This is a genomic window from Stenotrophomonas sp. TEPEL (genome assembly GCF_004348785.1).
Lineage (GTDB): Bacteria > Pseudomonadota > Gammaproteobacteria > Xanthomonadales > Xanthomonadaceae > Stenotrophomonas > Stenotrophomonas indicatrix.
In genome coordinates, this window is the sequence record NZ_QQXJ01000001.1 from 1,970,872 (window position 1) to 1,985,331 (window position 14,460).

The window sequence follows — 14,460 nt, forward strand, 5'->3', positions numbered from 1 at the left end:
ATCACTCCTTGGGGCTGCGCGGAAACCAGGGGAAGAACATCGGGGTGCTGCGCTGGTAGTCGCGATAGTCATCGCCTCGACTGCGCAGCGCCTGCTTCTCGGTGAAGGGAACGCCACTGAGGTAGCGCAGGAACACGTACATCAGCACCGGCCCGGACCAGGCCAGCCACCACAAGGGCGAGCCGGCTGCCAGCAGTACATAGGTGAACCAGTGCAGCCACTCGAAGAAGTAATTGGGATGGCGCGTGTATCGCCACAGCCCTTGGCGGCAGGTCCGGCCCCTGTTCGCCGGGTCGGCGCGGAAGCGTGCCAGCTGACGGTCGGCCAGTGCTTCGCCGCCCACGCTGAGCAGCCACACGACGACCGCCGCTGCGATCCAGCCAGGCATGTCGCTGTGGGGATTGCCGGCCACGGCCGTGAACGGCAGCGCAAACAGCACCACCAACAGCGCCTGCGCAATGAAGAAGCCGAAGATCCTGCCCTGGTGGCCGCGCCAGTGTTCGCGCAGATAGCGGTAGCGACCGTCTTCTTCCTCGCTGCGTACGCGGCGCCACAGATGCAGGGCGAGACGACTTCCCCACAGGCCACCGAGCACGGCCAGTGCGATGCGTGGCTGCAGCGCGCCATCGCCCAGCCATGCAAGCAGCAGCGCGCCTGCCGCCACGCCCTTTGCCCACAGCACATCGACGATGCCGATGTTGCGGTGCCTGCGCTGCCAGCCCCAACCCCAGGCCATGATCAGCACGGCATACAGCAGTACCCACCACAGAATGTTCATCAGGCGGCTCCGATCAATGGGGTGTCACGGTTGCTGGGCGTCCCGCGACGGGCGACGGCGCACAGCAGCGACAGCGCCACGCACCAGCCCAGCGCCAGTGTTGCCACGCCCAGCCAGGCCGGGGCGGTGAAATGTACGGCCTGGAAACCCCGCGCCGCGGACAGGTACGCCAGCGGCGCCAGCAGGCCCAGGGCCACCGGCAGCATCCAGTGCCGCTGCAGGAACGCCATCGACGCCGTCAGCGTCATCGCAAAGGCCGCCCACAGCGCGAAAATCCACGGTGGCGGCACCCATCCAAGCGGTGCGGCGGCGTACTGCACAGCACCGCTGGCCGCAGCGCTGCCATCCACCAGCCAAGCACACCCCAGCGCGAGCAGCAGCAGGCGCAGCTCCAGGCGTGGCCGCGGCGAGGCAAGCAACTGGCTGCCGACATAGAGCGTGGCCGACAGCAGGGCCGGCCATTGCCAGCCGCGGCCGGCACCGGCAACGGCGCACAGCCATACCAGCTGGTTGCCGATCACGTTGACCCAGGTGCGGCGCATGTCAGCCGGCCCGTTGGCCATGGACGTCCGTCTCGGGACGGTAACCCGGCCGTGCCAGCAGCAGATGGGACACGCCGATCGAGCGCTCCAGGAAGCCGCCCTCGCAGTAGGCCAGATAGAACTCCCACAGCCTGCAGAAGCGGTCATCGAAACCCTGCGCACGTACCGCCGGCAACTGCGCCAGGAAGCGCTGCCGCCAAGCGCGCAGGGTGAGGGCATAGGAGTGGCCGAAATCCTGCTGGGCGATCAGCTGCAGGTCGCAGGCCCGGGTCTTTGCCGCCAGGATGGCGTTGATCGAGGGAATGAAACTGCCGGGAAACACGAAACGCTTGATGTAGTCCACGCTGCGACGCGCTTGCTCGTAGCGCTGGTCCTCGATGGTGATGGCCTGCAGCAGGGCCACGCCATCGGGCTTCAGCAGACGCTGCAGGGTGGCCATGTAGGTGTCCAGATACTCGGCACCGATGGCCTCGATCATCTCGATCGACACCAGCTTGTCGAACTGGCCCTGCAGATCACGGTAGTCCTGCATCAGCAGGGTCACGCGCTCCTGCAGGCCCGCCTCGGCCACGCGCTGGGCGGCAAGCGCGTGCTGTTCGGCGGAGATGGTGGTGGTGGTCACATGGCAGCCGTAGTGCTGGGCGGCATGCAGGGCGAACCCGCCCCAGCCGGTACCGATCTCGACCACGCGATCACCGGGCTGCAGCTGCAGCTGCTGGCAGATGCGGTCCAGCTTGCGGCGCGAGGCGGTTTCCAGCGGGTCGCCGGCATCGCTGAACACTGCCGAGGAGTACATCAGGTCCGGCGACAGGAACAGCGCGAAGAAATCATTGCCCAGATCGTAGTGGGCGGCGATGTTGCGGCGACTGCCTTCGCGGCTGTTGCGCCGCAGGCGGTTCCAGCCGCGCAGCAGCCAGCCACCGATGCGCGCCGGCCCGCGTTCCATGCCGTCGAGCAGGTCGCGGTTGCGTACCAGCAGCCGCACCAGGGCCACCAGGTCATCGCAGTGCCAATCGCCGTGGATGTAGCTCTCACCCGCGCCGACGCTGCCCTGCGCGGCCACCCTGCGGTAGAACGCCATATCGCTGATGGTCACCGTGGCCTGCAGCGCGCCGGCACGATCACCGAGGATGACCTCGCCCAAGGGGTCGCGTACCCGCAGCCCGCCTTCGCGCAGCGGCGCCAGTACCGCCAGCAGCCTCCGGCGCAGGAATGCATCCACCGCGCCGGGGCGGGGCAGGGCAACGGAAGGATTCAGCTCGTTCATCGCGGTTTCTCGGCAAGAGCGGGGTGGTCATGCACGGGATTGCGCTTCAGCCACAGGCGCAGTGCCTGCCAGTGGATGGCGGCGACCACCTGCACGGTCATCAACGGGTAGAACGCCAGGACCCGGGCCAGGCCGCGGCCATCAAGCGGGCGTCGCTGCATGGCCTGGGTGGCATCGAACTGCCGGACACCGTCGCGCCAGACCTGCATATGTACGCGCAGGTCATCGCCGGGCGCGGTGAAGCGCCAGTCGTAGCGGCAATCCATCGGCATGAAAGGGGAAACGTGGAAGGCTTTGTCGAACTGCCAGCGCAGGGCGCGCCCCTGCGGCTGTGCACATTCAACAGGCAGTACGTAGGCGTACCGTTCCTTCCACGGCGTGTTGGTGATGTCGGCGACGATGCAGTCCAGGGTGCTGCCGTCGGCGCGATAGCAGTAATAGAAGCTGACCGGATTGAACACGTGGCCAGCGAAGCGCAGATGCGCCAACAGACGCACCGGGCCGTCCGGACGCCGCCCCAGCACGGTCGCGGCATGGTCGCGCACGGCGTCTGCAAGTGATGTCCTGGGATCGCCGAGGTAGTCGCTGCGGCGGAACTCCGCCAGGTTGCGGCGCCCGACCGACCACAGCCAGCGCCCGGCAAATACCTGGTCCAACTCGTCCAGATCCAGCAGCAGCTGCGCGATGGGGTAGCGGAAGGCATGCGGATGCGGATGGTGCCGGCGGTGCACCACCTGCCCGAAGTACAGGGCGCTGGCGCTCATGCGGCCACCTCCACCTGCAGGGGAGGCGGCGCGCCGGCATTGCGCAGATGCAGCGCATCCACTACGCGGCGGGCACTGCGGATTCCATCTTCGTGGAAGCCCCAGCCCCAATAGGCACCAGCAAACCAGGTGTGCCGCTGGCCCTGCAGTTCGGCCCAGCGCCGCTGCGCGTCCACCGCAGCCGGATCATGCACCGGATGCGCGTAATGCAGACGGCGCAGCACCTTGGCCGGGTCGATGGCCTCGCTGCGGTTGAGGGTCACCACCAGCGGCGTATCACCGGGCAGCCCCTGCAACAGGTTCATGCAGTAGCTGACCGTGCAGGGTGCGGTAGGGTCGCGCGGTACATGCGCGTTCCAGGCCGCCCACGCCTTGCGGTTGGCGGGCAGCAGGGAGGCGTCGGTATGCAGTACGGCCTCGTTGGGTTGGTAGCGGATCGCGCCGAGCACCGCATGCTCGATCGGATCGGCGTCGGCCAGCAAGGCAAGAGCCTGGTCGCTATGGCAGGCCAGGATCACTTCATCGAAGCCTTCAATGCCGGTTGCGGTGTGTACGCGTGCCCCCCAGGGCATGCGCTCGACCGCAAGCACCGGGCATTCCAGCCGCTCGTGCACCCGCCAGCGCGCACGCAGGGCGTCCACGTAGCGCGCCGAGCCGCCCTTGACCACGCGCCAGGGCGCGCGCCCGGTCATCTGCAGCATCTGGTGATTGGCCATGAACTGCACCAGGTAACGGGCCGGGAAGTCCAGCACCTGCGCGGTCGGTGAGGACCACAGCGCCGAGGCCATCGGCAGCAGGTGTTCCTGCACGAACGCTTCGCCATAGCGCTGGCTGTGCAGGTACTGGCCCAGCGTAGGGCCCTGCTCCTGGCCCAGCAGCAGTGGCGCGTCGCGATAGAAGCGCCGCAGGTCGGCCAGCATTCCCCAGAAACGCGGCGATAGCAGGTTGCGGCGCTGGCAGAACAGGCCGTCGAGCGATGTGGCGTTGTACTCCACGCCGCTGCGCTCGCTGTGCATCGAGAAACTCATCGTGGTCGGCTGCGAGTCCACGCCGAGTTCATCAAACAGTGCCGACAGCAGCGGGTAATGCTGCGGATTGAAGACGATGAACCCGGTGTCGACCGCCATCCTGCGGCCGTCCACCGTCACCTCGTGGGTGTGGGTATGGCCGCCCAGGTAGTCGTTGGCCTCGAACAGGGTGACGTCATGCACGCCGTCCAGCCACCACGCGCTGGCCAGACCCGCGATGCCGGAACCGATGACCGCGATACGCATGTCAGTGCCTCGCCTTGGCCAGTACCCAGGCCGGGATGGGCTTGAGCCCCTTCACCAGGCCCAGCGCAGCCATCGCGCGCAGCCCATACCAGCTGATGTCGATCTCCCACCAGCGGAAGCCCTGACGCGCGGTGCCGGGGAAGAAGTGATGATTGTTGTGCCAGCCTTCGCCGAAGGTCAGCAGCGCCAGCCAGAGGTTGTTGCGGCTGTCATCGCGGGTCTCGAAGCGGCGCCGGCCGAAGCGGTGCGCCAGCGAATTGATGGTGACCGTGGCGTGGAACAGCACTACGGTGGAGACGAAGAAGCCCCAGACCAGCAGCTGCGGGCCGGAGGTATGCAGGCCCGGCGCCACACGCTCGAGTACCGCACCCAGGCCATACAGTGCAGCGGCCAGCAACACCGGAACCACGGTGTCGAACCGGTCCAGCCAGCGCAGCTCGGGGTAGCGGGCCAGATCGGGAATGCGCTGCAGATCAGTGGCGAAGGCGCTACGGGTGAGGAACCAACCCATATGGCTGCGCCAGAACCCGCCTTGGCGCGGGGAATGCGGGTCCTGCGGTTGATCGGCGTGGCGGTGGTGGTGGCGGTGGTGCGCCGCCCACCAGAGCGGGCCACGCTGCACGCTGGCGGCGCCGATGACCGCGAACACGAACTGCACGGCGCGCGAGGCCTCGAACGTCCGGTGCGAGAAGTAACGATGATAGAACGCGGTGATGGCGAACATCCTGATCGCGTACAGGAACACGGCGACGGCAACCGCTGTCCAGGACACGCCTACCCAGATCACTGCGAGGCAGGCCACGTGCAGCAGCGCGAAGGGCAGGGCGCGCAGCCAGTCGATGCGGTCGCCCTGGCTGCCGTCGATCGGCGCTTCGCTTCCGGCATCGGTATCGAACCAGCGCTGGAAGGTGCGCAACAGGCGCGAACGTCTGCGGAGTGGGGGCGCTGCGGATGCCATGGACGGAAGCCCGAGGGAGTCGATTGCCTACCTCTACGCGTTGCAGTGCCGGTTGGATGCAGTGGATTGCACCCGGCAGCATGTTCACCTGGTCGTAACGCCGCAGCTCGCTACCAGCGGTCGCTGCAGCTCAGTGCGCCAGCGCTGCTCCGGCTGCTCGCTTGCGGGCGCGGCGAAGCGCACGGTCACCTGCGGATAATCGCCACGTGCATCGCGCAGGTTGCTGGTGCCACGGAACTCCAGCAGGCGGCGATCGGCATCGGCGTAGACCAGCGACAGACGTGGGGCCACCGCGCCGAACCAGGTATCAAGACGGACGTTCACCGCATGGGCAGAAAGCCCCTGCCAGCGCACTGGGCCCTGGTACTGCACCTGTACGGGGTAAAAGCGTTGCCGGCCGGGCACCAGGAAAGGCAGGCTGACCGGGGTTCCGCCCTGCAGCGTCCGCCAGTGGGCCCGCACGGCGGCATCGAAGCCGGCGTCGATCACGGCATCGGGGGGCAGCGGCAGCTGCTTGGTTCGGGAGGGTGAGGACGCGTCTTCCTTCCAGTCGACCCGGACCACGCCGGGATCGACCCTCACATCCGCCGCTTGGCCGCTGCGGGCGTCCTGCAGCACATAGCCCCGCGCCTGCGGCCGGGTGGCGGCGGGCATCTGCTTGCGGGCGAAAGGTTGACCCGCAGGGCAAAGGTATTCCACCCAGCGTTCGCTGCCATCGCTGGCGCCGCGCTGCCAATGCACCTCGCGGTAGGCAATGACTCCATCGGCCAGGGTGGCCACGCCCTCCGAACGCAGCAGTGGCGCGGCGGAAGCGGCGCAGGGCATGCAGAGCAGCAACCAGGCAAGACGCATCGGGGCGATCCATGGGAGGATTGCGGGCCTGTACGCGCGACGGCGCCGGCTGGATGCAGGTGCGCCTCCTTCCCGGGTGCATCCAACAGGCGCCACCGTGCGTAGAGGGAAGGACTCCTCTTCACCCAACGGCAGCCCCCGCCGATGTACCGTCCTCCCGCCAGTCCTTCCCATCCCTTCGACACCGCGCGGATCGTGTCCAGTTCACAGCAGCCCAGCAACGAGCCAACGAACTGGAACGGCGAGATGGAGGGCGTCGCCCGGCTGCGCGATCGTGACTGCTTCATGCGCATCTACGACCATTTCATGCCGCGCCTGTGCATTTATCTGCGTGGCCTTGGCGCGCCCGCAGCGGTGGCCGAAGAGCTGGCCCAGGAATGCCTGCTGCGCCTGTGGCTGCGCGCGGCCGAGTTCGATCCTGCCCAAGGTGCGCTGAGCACCTGGTTGTATCGCATCGGCCGCAACCTGCATATCGACCGCGTGCGTCGCGAACGCAGCTGGATGCAGGTGCAGGAAGCCGTGGAAGACGCCGCTGCCGCTGACGTCGGCGAGCGCAGCAGCGCCGAGCAGTTTGCCGACCATGCCCGCCTGCGCCAGCGCATCAATGAACTGCCGGCCACGCAGGCGCGTCTGGTTCGCATGTCCTACTTCGAGGCCAAGAGCCACAGCGAGATTTCGCAGGCGCTGGGCATGCCGCTGGGCACGGTCAAATCACACCTGCGACGAGCGTTCCTGCAGTTGCAGTCGAAGGTCGGGGGTGCAGCATGAACCCGCACCACCACCTGCATGAGTCGACGCTGATGAGCTACGCCGCCGGTGCGCTGCCGGCACCATTGAGCATCGTCGCCGGCACCCATCTGGAGCAGTGCCCGCACTGCCGCCAGCGGCTGCGCGAAGCGGAGGCCATTGGTGCTGCACTGCTGGAGCAGACCCAGCCCGTGGCGGACGAGGCGCGGCGGGCGGGCCTGCGCGACGCGATGCTTGCGCAGCTGGTCGAGGTCCAGGCCGACGCGGTGCCAGGCCCGCTGCGGTCGATGCCGCGCGAACGCCCCGAGGCGGATCCGGATCATCTGCCGACGTCGCTGCATCCGTACTTCGGCGATTCGCTGGGCCGGCTGCACTGGCGCTGGATGGCGCCGGGAGTGCATTGCATCCGCGCCGAGCAGATGCCGTCGCTGATCATGCTGAAGATCGCGCCGGGCAAATGCCTGCCGATGCACAGCCATGGACGCAGTGAACTGACACAGATCCTGCGGGGTTCCTACAATGATGCGCTGGGTCTGTTCGCGCCCGGCGATGTTGCCGACCTGGACGAGGAGGTCGAGCACCAGCCGGTAACGGCACCGGGCGTACCGTGCATCTGCGTTTCCGCGCTGGATGCGCCGCTGGTATTCAGCGGTTGGCTGGCCCGCCGGATCCAGCGCTTCGTGAAACTCTAGGCTTCCTCAAGGTCAACGCATGTACGAAACACGCCCGCTGCGGATTCTGCTGACCGGCGCGACCGGACTGGTCGGGCAGGGCGTTGCCCGTGCCTGCCTCGCTTCGCCGCAGGTGGCGCGCACCGTTGCCCTGGTCCGCAGCAAGGCCCCCCTTGACGCGCGTATCGAGCAGATCGTGCTGGCCGATTTCCAGCATGCCCGTGGTGTGGGCCCGCAGCTGGCCGGATTCGATGCGTGTTTCTATTGTGCCGGAGCACCGCCGGTCGGCACCGCCGAAGACGAATACAGGAAGGTGACACTCGATGCCACCCTCGCCGTGGCTGCCGCATGGGCCGAGGCGAATCCGGACGGCCGGTTCCTGTATGTCTCCGGCGCCCATGCCAATCCCCACAGCCGGATCATGCCCCTGCGCATCAAGGGCGAGACCGAGGCCGCATTGGCGCAGCTCGCGGTGCGCACCGTCATGCTGCGTCCCGCCGGGGTGCGTCCGGTGGCCGGGACCGGCACCCGTCATGCTGCGTCCCGCCGGGGTGCGTCCGGTGGCCGGGACCGGCACCCGTCATGCGGCGTTGAAGCCGCTGTATCGCGTTGGCGGCCCCCTGATGGCGGCGGCGGGCCGCGTCCTGCCCTCACTGGTGACCAGCAACGAAGCCATCGGCCGCGCGATGATCGTGCTGGCGACGATGCCGGACCCGCCGCCGCTGCTGGAATGTGCGCAGATCAACAAACTGGGTGGCGCTGCTGCAGCCTGATGGCTGCGGTGCACATCTGCTGCACATCGCGCCTACTACAGTCGTTGCTCATCCTTCTGTGACGCATCGACGTGAACCTGCAGCCATCGTCTTCCCTGCTTCGCCCATCGCGCCCAGCGCCTGACAATGGCCGTTTCGATCTGCTGGCTGTCAACGCACTGCAGGATCCCGGCAGCGGCCGCATCGTCCATCTGTACTCGCTGGTGGCGCGCTGCCTGTGCTGCGAGGTCGTGTTCAAGGCGCAGGAGGGCGACGGACTTGTCAGCACGTCCGCCGCGCGTGTACTGCGCTGCCCGACCGGCTGCGGTGAGCAGGCCTTCAGGGGCAGTGCGCTGCGCCAGTGGCGGCCCGCAGCGCAAGGCCCTCAGGCATTGCCCGGTTAAAGCACGGCCGGATTGGCCTGCCACACCGCGTAGTTGAGCGCGCTGGCGAACGTCACCCATGCCAGGTAAGGCAGCAGCAGCCACGCCGCTACCGGGCGCACGCGATTGAAGGCGACGATCGTGGCCACGATCAGCGCCAGCAACAGTGCGATGTCAGCGAACGCCAACGCCCCCTGTTTCCAGCCGAAGAACAGCCAGCTCCACAGCACGTTGAGGGCCAGCTGCAGCAGATACAGCACCAGCGCAGGCGTGGCCGCGCGCCATCCGCCCTGGCGCCAGACCAGCCACGCCGCCAGCGCCATCAGTGCGTACAGCACCGTCCACACCGGGCCGAACACGCTGCCAGGCGGTGCCCATGCCGGCACCGCCAGGCTTGCGTAGAAATCCGCTGCCGAGATAGAGGCACGCGCGCCCAGTGCGGCCGCCAGAAAAGTAACGGTGGCCCAGCCCAGAAGGCCAACTGCTTGCCTGCGGACATTCACGGTGTCTTTCCTCCTGCACTGCCACCGGTTGTGGCAACGCGTTCTACGCAGGCCTGTCGCGACTGGATGCAACCTGCGGCTCAGTCGGCCGTTCCGCCGACGCCAGCCTGAGCCGGGGCCGGCAGCAGAGCGGGTCGACCGTCAAACCATTCCCGCGCACCGGCCAGGTGCCATTGGCGGCGCTGCCCATCCAGCTCGATGCCGGCACCCAGCAGGCCCCAGCGAAGGTAGAGGTCGCCACGCTTGCGCTGGTCCAGCAGATCCAGCCGCGCACGCAGCGAAAGGCGCTCGTTCTCCGCCTGCAGTCCGTCCAGTACCAGATGTCCGGCGCGCCAGCGCAGGCGGGTATGTGCATCCAGCTGGCCGGAGTCGAGCAGCGACAATGCCCAGCGCGGGTAATCGCTGCGCTCGGCAAACAGCGCCAGCAGCGGGCCCGCGTCGCGCATGGCAAGATCCGCGCGTGCGTCCACCTGGAACGGTGACTGCGCATCGATGTCACCGCGGGCGATGGTGACCCGGCCCCACCACGGCTGTGAACGCTGCTGCTCACCCACCTGCACGTCGCGCAGCTCGATCACGCTACCGCCCAGATCGAAGCGGCGCTGGCTGAAATCGCCACGCCGCAGCCTGCCATCAACGCGGGCGTCGCCCTGCAGGCCAAGCCCGGCCACCTGCAGGCGTGCGCGTTGGCTGCGCAGGCGGACGCTGCCATTGCCAACCCGGCCCTGGGTATCGAGTTCAACGTCGCCGCTCACCTGGCCCGCGCCTCCCAGCAGCCGCACCTGGCCGTTGCCCAGATAGCGGTTGTAGGCGGTGAGGTCAGGAATACTTGCGTCATCGAAGCGCAGCTGCGCGCTCACACCCTTGCGCAGTTCGCGCAGGCGACCGTCACCGCTGAGTGTCAGTGCCAGGTCGCGCCCATCGAACAACGTGGCACCCTTGGCGCCGCCTGCACGCGCATTGAACGTGGGAAGCTTCACTGCCAGTACCGCGCGCGCAGGCGTTCCGGCCTGCAGTTGGCCATGGGCGCTGGCCGTTCCCTGCATGTGCACGCCGGCTACTTCGGCCACCGCCCGCGCCGCGGGAATATCGACGCTGCTGCCAGTGGCCAGTTCGCCGTTCTGCAGGCGCAGGTCGGCGCGCAGCAGGCCGCCGCCCTGCAGCTGGAACCAGGGTTTCTGCACGAACAGTGCGGGAATCCAGTTGAGCGAGGTGAAGGTCCATTCGCCCTTGACCGTTCCGGAGGTGCGGCCCAGCATCTCGCTGGGTTCAGCGAATGGAATGTGCCGCCCGGTGATGGTCAGGTCCGCGTCCAGCGCAGCGCCTGTGCCCTCGCGCTGCGGCAACCGCGCCTGCAGCCGGATATCGCGGGCGGCGTCCAGTTGCACGGCCAGCGTTCCGCGATCGGGGGCGCCAGCTCCCATCTGCAGGGGAACCCGCCAGACCGCATGGCTGCCGGGCTGAAGCGCGCCCTGGTCCAGGGTGATCGCGGCCTGCAGCTGCCCCGGCACTGCGGCGCTGGCAATGGAAGGTCGTTGCGTGTCCGTATCCAGGCGCAGGCCCTGGCTGCGCGCCTGCACCTCCAGCACGGCATGCAGCAGCCCCAGCTTTGCCAGCCCGGGTGCCTGATCGCGGTAATGCCGTGGGTAGGAGAACTGCGTCTTCAGCTGCATGTCGCCGAGCAGCTGGGTGCCGTCAAGGCTGACGTCGGCATCAGCGAACGCCACCTCCGAGTCCAGCAGTTCCGAGGGACCGCCCCGCAGCTGCTTCACGAAACCGACCGTGCCGCTGCCCTGGCCAACGATCAACAGCTTGCCCACGCGGACGCTGCGGATGGTTTCGCTATGAATGGCATCGAACCGCAACGTCCAGCCGCGATCGCCGCGTGGTGGTGAGGGAATGGCCTCCTCCACGCGCGCGATCTCGGCGGCCACCCCGGTTGCGTGCAGCGACGGCACGCGCACCTCGCGCTGGAACAGCGGCAGCAATGCCAAGCGTGCACTGGCGCGGTCCGCGCGCAGCACATACACCGTGTGATTGACGTGGCCGCGCATCTGCACATTCCAGGCGATGACATGCCCCGGCAGCAGCGTGATCGCCGGGCCAGTGGTCATCACGAACTTGTGCGGTTTGCGATTGGTGACCTGATCGAACAGCGGCGTATTGAGGAAAACATTGCCTGCCAACAGGTACAGCAGATACAGGCCCAGCAGATACGGCAGCAGCTTGCGGCCGTGACGGCGCCATCGCTGCGGGCGGGCGAGGGAGTGGGGCATGGACCCTCGGCGTGGAATGGGATGGCCATCACTATCGTGGATGCGGCTGCGGCGCGATGTGAACGTGTTGCGCACGCCGCGTCCTATAATCAGCGCGTCACTGTTCAAGGAGGTCACGGCATGAATGCCCAGACCAGCAAGGCAGGCGCAACCCAGGATGCGCCGCGCGATGCCGCATCGGCGTCGTTCGATCCGACCTACACTTCGGCCAACAGCGAGGTGCGGGCCGCCGCCGGTGGTTACTCGGTCACGTTGAACGAGGGCGACGGCGCGTTGAAAGTGGGTACCGAGCACAAGCGCGCAGCGTCCAGTCTCGCAGCGCAGTTCCAGGGGACGTCGCTGAACATGGCCGGCAGCCCGACGCCCGATGGCGGCAGGGATTACCTGCTCACGATGGAGTCGGTGGTCGGGGCACGCGCGAAAGGTGCCGGCTTCCAGGACACCAGCAGCACCGGCGTACGCGGGCGCTACAGGGTCAGCCTGCCCAGCGAGGCGGTGGACGTCGATCCCAGCCGCATCAACCCGTTCGATCCGCAGACCATTCCCAAGGGCGGCAGCGTCACCCTGGATGGCCAGCAGTTCACCGGCACCGCACTGGAAGGCAGCTTCCGCAACATCGCCCTGCAGAGCCAGACGACCGAGGCGAGCGGTGCCAGCTACCGCGTGGATCGCCTGGATGATGGCCGGGTGCGCGTCACCACCGGGCCGAACGAGGCGGTGGAAGCCTTCAACGGCATGGGATTCACTGCAGGCAGGTTCAGCGCGATTGCCGGTCGCCAGGACGCGCTCGGCCACGCTGCCGTCCGCACTGCTACGTTCGACCTGGATCAAGCCGAAGGCCGCCAGGCCTATGAACAGTTCATCGACAACGGCACCCTGAGCGGCCAGAGCCCGGGCGTGCAGGATCTGGCGACGGTCGAGCGGCTGGGCATGAGTTCGCAGACGCGGCTGAAGGTCGGCCATGGCGACACGTTCGGCCTGGACCTGGCGGGGGCACGCAACAGCGGCGACGTGGTGCAGGTCAGTCGTGAGGACGGCAGCCGCACCGAACTGCGCAGCGTGCAGTACAACGGCAACCTGCCGGCAACCCGGGTCAGCGCCTACGGCGCCGACGGCCAGGAAGACAGGGCGCAGCGCCGCTATGAATTCACCTTCGACCTGCGCGGCCATGCGCAGGGTGAGCAGATTGCCGGAATGGCCAACGCGGCTCTGTCCGGCGACCCCAGGGGTGATCGCGGGCCGGTGAAGGCCGGTGAGCTCACGACCCTGAGCTTCAGCGAGGCCCAGATGCGCACGCTGATGGAGCGTACCCAGTCGATGGTCGGGGACAACCCGATGCTGGGGCCATCGTGGCAGGTGCTTGCAGAGGACGGCAACGGCAGGCCGCAGCAGGATGTGGACGCCTTCGCCCTGGGGCTGGCGCGCAACCAGGGGCAATCCACCTATGGCATGGCCGAACGCCTGTTCCATATTGCCGCGGCGGGTGGCAAGGATCTGCAGAAGATCGACGCTACCGTGCAGGGCGAGCACCTGAAGACGCTTGCACCGCCCTCACCGCTGCTGCCCCGGCAGGACCCACGGCACACCGCCAGCCCGGACCACGGCATGTGGCTGCAGAGCCAAGGCGCGGTGAGCAGCCTCGACCAGGCGATGGGGCGCCAGCCTGATGCGATGAGTGAACGGCTGGGCATGGCCCTGCTGGTCGCGGCCAAGGGCAAGGGCATGCAGCGGATCGACGAGGCCGTGCTCAGTGACGACGGCAGGTACGCGTTCGCGGTGCAGGGCCAGCCGCACGCCGCAGATCGTCAGATCGCCCGCACCGATACTGCGCAGGCAGTGGCTACGCCGGTCGAGGACCAGGTGCGCCAGCTGCAGGATGCCCCCGCGCGCACCGGCGCTGCACAGCAGGATGCCCGGCAACAGGAGCAGGCCGTGCAGGAGCTGGCGGTACAGGAGCAGACCGCGCTGGCCATGGCGCGCTGACCCGCGCACGGGCCTGCTGCCTGCCGGGCGCTGTCATCGCGCGAAGGAGCCTGGCGACAGGCACTGGCGCTCGGCCGGATCGACCACCATGCCCAGGTCTGGTTCGCCGATGCCCCGTCCGGCCAGCCACCGGCGCTCCGGCGAAATGCATCCTGCGCATCGTGCTCATCCTTGACGTTGGGGGCCGGCAGCGGCGCAGGTCCGGAAGCGAGGCCGCCTTCTGCGCTACGCTGGGCGCCATGACCCAGAGCCCGGAACTGCTGCGCCGCCTGCTGCGTGCAAAAGACCACATGGACCGGGCCAGCCATGAAGACTGGCCGGTGGCGCGGCTGGCCGGGATCAGTGCGGTTTCCGCGGCCCATTTCGCGCGCTCCTTCAAGGACGCCTTCGGGGTGCCGCCGCACCGCTATCTGCTCAGCCGCCGCATCGAGCGCGCTGTCGCCCTGCTGCACGATACCGACCTGCCGATCACCGAGATCGCACTGCAGACCGGGTGGACCAGCCTGGGCACCTTTGGCCGCATCTTTCGTGACATCACCGGCGACAGCCCCGGTGCCCTCCGCGACCGCGAGCGGACCGATGCCCCGGCGCAGGGTCCGGTGCCGGAGTGCCATGCGCGTGCCGCACGGCGCCCGGACCTGAAGATCGCAGTTTTGGAGAAGCGCCGCCGCACCGGCCTTGTTAGCGTAGATCCCACCTGAGGGAGGATC

General features: G+C 68.0%; 14 protein-coding genes and 1 pseudogene. 6 read left to right on the top strand and 9 right to left on the bottom strand.

The window, feature by feature from the left end:
* Position 1 precedes the first annotated feature (1 nt).
* The 7 genes from TEP_RS08880 to TEP_RS08910 all read right to left on the bottom strand — a co-directional run bounded on the left by TEP_RS08880 (position 2) and on the right by TEP_RS08910 (position 6,435).
* Positions 2-781 carry a DUF1295 domain-containing protein gene (locus TEP_RS08880; protein WP_132825015.1) on the bottom strand — a complete coding sequence of 260 codons (780 nt, stop codon included), beginning with the start codon at positions 779-781 and terminating at the stop codon, positions 2-4.
* On the bottom strand, positions 778-1,320 hold the full coding sequence (locus tag TEP_RS08885; protein ID WP_080148898.1) for a DUF2878 domain-containing protein: 543 nt from the start codon (positions 1,318-1,320) through the stop codon (positions 778-780). The genes TEP_RS08880 and TEP_RS08885 overlap by 4 nt, the downstream gene beginning before the upstream one ends.
* A gap of 1 nt (position 1,321) precedes the next feature.
* A complete protein-coding gene (locus TEP_RS08890) occupies positions 1,322-2,587 on the bottom strand; it encodes a cyclopropane-fatty-acyl-phospholipid synthase family protein (RefSeq protein WP_132825016.1) in 1,266 nt (421 codons plus the stop codon).
* Positions 2,584-3,351 carry a DUF1365 domain-containing protein gene (locus TEP_RS08895; protein WP_132825017.1) on the bottom strand — a complete coding sequence of 256 codons (768 nt, stop codon included), beginning with the start codon at positions 3,349-3,351 and terminating at the stop codon, positions 2,584-2,586. Before TEP_RS08895 ends, TEP_RS08890 begins: the two co-directional genes overlap by 4 nt.
* Complete coding sequence (locus TEP_RS08900) at positions 3,348-4,625, bottom strand: FAD-dependent oxidoreductase (RefSeq protein ID WP_132825018.1); 1,278 nt, start codon at positions 4,623-4,625, stop codon at positions 3,348-3,350. The genes TEP_RS08895 and TEP_RS08900 overlap by 4 nt, the downstream gene beginning before the upstream one ends.
* A gap of 1 nt (position 4,626) precedes the next feature.
* On the bottom strand, positions 4,627-5,583 hold the full coding sequence (locus tag TEP_RS08905; protein ID WP_132825019.1) for an acyl-CoA desaturase: 957 nt from the start codon (positions 5,581-5,583) through the stop codon (positions 4,627-4,629).
* A gap of 84 nt (positions 5,584-5,667) precedes the next feature.
* Complete coding sequence (locus TEP_RS08910) at positions 5,668-6,435, bottom strand: hypothetical protein (RefSeq protein ID WP_132825020.1); 768 nt, start codon at positions 6,433-6,435, stop codon at positions 5,668-5,670.
* A 144-nt stretch (positions 6,436-6,579) separates the two neighbouring features.
* On the opposite strand from TEP_RS08910, the gene TEP_RS08915 reads away from it, so the two are divergent.
* The 4 genes and pseudogenes from TEP_RS08915 to TEP_RS08930 all read left to right on the top strand — a co-directional run bounded on the left by TEP_RS08915 (position 6,580) and on the right by TEP_RS08930 (position 9,009).
* Complete coding sequence (locus tag TEP_RS08915; RefSeq protein ID WP_132825021.1) at positions 6,580-7,203, top strand: sigma-70 family RNA polymerase sigma factor; 624 nt, start codon at positions 6,580-6,582, stop codon at positions 7,201-7,203.
* Positions 7,200-7,874: a ChrR family anti-sigma-E factor gene (locus TEP_RS08920; protein WP_132825022.1), complete on the top strand. Its 675-nt coding sequence runs from the start codon at positions 7,200-7,202 to the stop codon at positions 7,872-7,874. Before TEP_RS08915 ends, TEP_RS08920 begins: the two co-directional genes overlap by 4 nt.
* A gap of 19 nt (positions 7,875-7,893) precedes the next feature.
* A pseudogene (locus TEP_RS08925) lies at positions 7,894-8,626 on the top strand (NAD(P)H-binding protein).
* 71 nt (positions 8,627-8,697) lie between these two features.
* The gene (locus TEP_RS08930; RefSeq protein WP_132825023.1) at positions 8,698-9,009 is read left to right on the top strand and encodes a hypothetical protein; all 312 of its coding nucleotides are present in this window, start codon (positions 8,698-8,700) and stop codon (positions 9,007-9,009) included.
* On the opposite strand, the gene TEP_RS08935 is transcribed toward TEP_RS08930, so the two are convergent.
* Positions 9,006-9,491, bottom strand: coding sequence for a TspO/MBR family protein (locus tag TEP_RS08935; RefSeq protein WP_132825024.1), 486 nt, complete (start codon positions 9,489-9,491; stop codon positions 9,006-9,008). The two genes, TEP_RS08930 and TEP_RS08935, sit on opposite strands and share 4 nt — an antisense overlap.
* A gap of 80 nt (positions 9,492-9,571) precedes the next feature.
* On the bottom strand, positions 9,572-11,767 hold the full coding sequence (locus TEP_RS08940; protein ID WP_132825025.1) for a hypothetical protein: 2,196 nt from the start codon (positions 11,765-11,767) through the stop codon (positions 9,572-9,574).
* 120 nt (positions 11,768-11,887) lie between these two features.
* On the opposite strand from TEP_RS08940, the gene TEP_RS08945 reads away from it, so the two are divergent.
* Together TEP_RS08945 and TEP_RS08950 are read left to right on the top strand one after the other, a co-directional pair.
* Positions 11,888-13,750: an XVIPCD domain-containing protein gene (locus TEP_RS08945; RefSeq protein ID WP_132825026.1), complete on the top strand. Its 1,863-nt coding sequence runs from the start codon at positions 11,888-11,890 to the stop codon at positions 13,748-13,750.
* Positions 13,751-13,989: 239 nt separating this feature from the next.
* The gene (locus TEP_RS08950) at positions 13,990-14,451 is read left to right on the top strand and encodes a helix-turn-helix transcriptional regulator (protein WP_132825027.1); all 462 of its coding nucleotides are present in this window, start codon (positions 13,990-13,992) and stop codon (positions 14,449-14,451) included.
* Positions 14,452-14,460: the final 9 nt, after the last annotated feature.

Excerpts from the sequence above, each read along its gene's own strand:
- TEP_RS08945 (WP_132825026.1), top strand. The coding sequence starts at position 11,888 with ATGAATGCCCAGACCAGCAAGGCAGGCGCAACCCAGGATGCGCCGCGC.
- TEP_RS08905 (WP_132825019.1), bottom strand. The coding sequence starts at position 5,583 with ATGGCATCCGCAGCGCCCCCACTCCGCAGACGTTCGCGCCTGTTGCGC.
- TEP_RS08950 (WP_132825027.1), top strand. The coding sequence starts at position 13,990 with ATGACCCAGAGCCCGGAACTGCTGCGCCGCCTGCTGCGTGCAAAAGAC.
- TEP_RS08885 (WP_080148898.1), bottom strand. The coding sequence starts at position 1,320 with ATGCGCCGCACCTGGGTCAACGTGATCGGCAACCAGCTGGTATGGCTG.
- TEP_RS08890 (WP_132825016.1), bottom strand. The coding sequence starts at position 2,587 with ATGAACGAGCTGAATCCTTCCGTTGCCCTGCCCCGCCCCGGCGCGGTG.
- TEP_RS08920 (WP_132825022.1), top strand. The coding sequence starts at position 7,200 with ATGAACCCGCACCACCACCTGCATGAGTCGACGCTGATGAGCTACGCC.
- TEP_RS08900 (WP_132825018.1), bottom strand. The coding sequence starts at position 4,625 with ATGCGTATCGCGGTCATCGGTTCCGGCATCGCGGGTCTGGCCAGCGCG.
- TEP_RS08895 (WP_132825017.1), bottom strand. The coding sequence starts at position 3,351 with ATGAGCGCCAGCGCCCTGTACTTCGGGCAGGTGGTGCACCGCCGGCAC.
- TEP_RS08910 (WP_132825020.1), bottom strand. The coding sequence starts at position 6,435 with ATGCGTCTTGCCTGGTTGCTGCTCTGCATGCCCTGCGCCGCTTCCGCC.
- TEP_RS08940 (WP_132825025.1), bottom strand. The coding sequence starts at position 11,767 with ATGCCCCACTCCCTCGCCCGCCCGCAGCGATGGCGCCGTCACGGCCGC.
- TEP_RS08915 (WP_132825021.1), top strand. The coding sequence starts at position 6,580 with ATGTACCGTCCTCCCGCCAGTCCTTCCCATCCCTTCGACACCGCGCGG.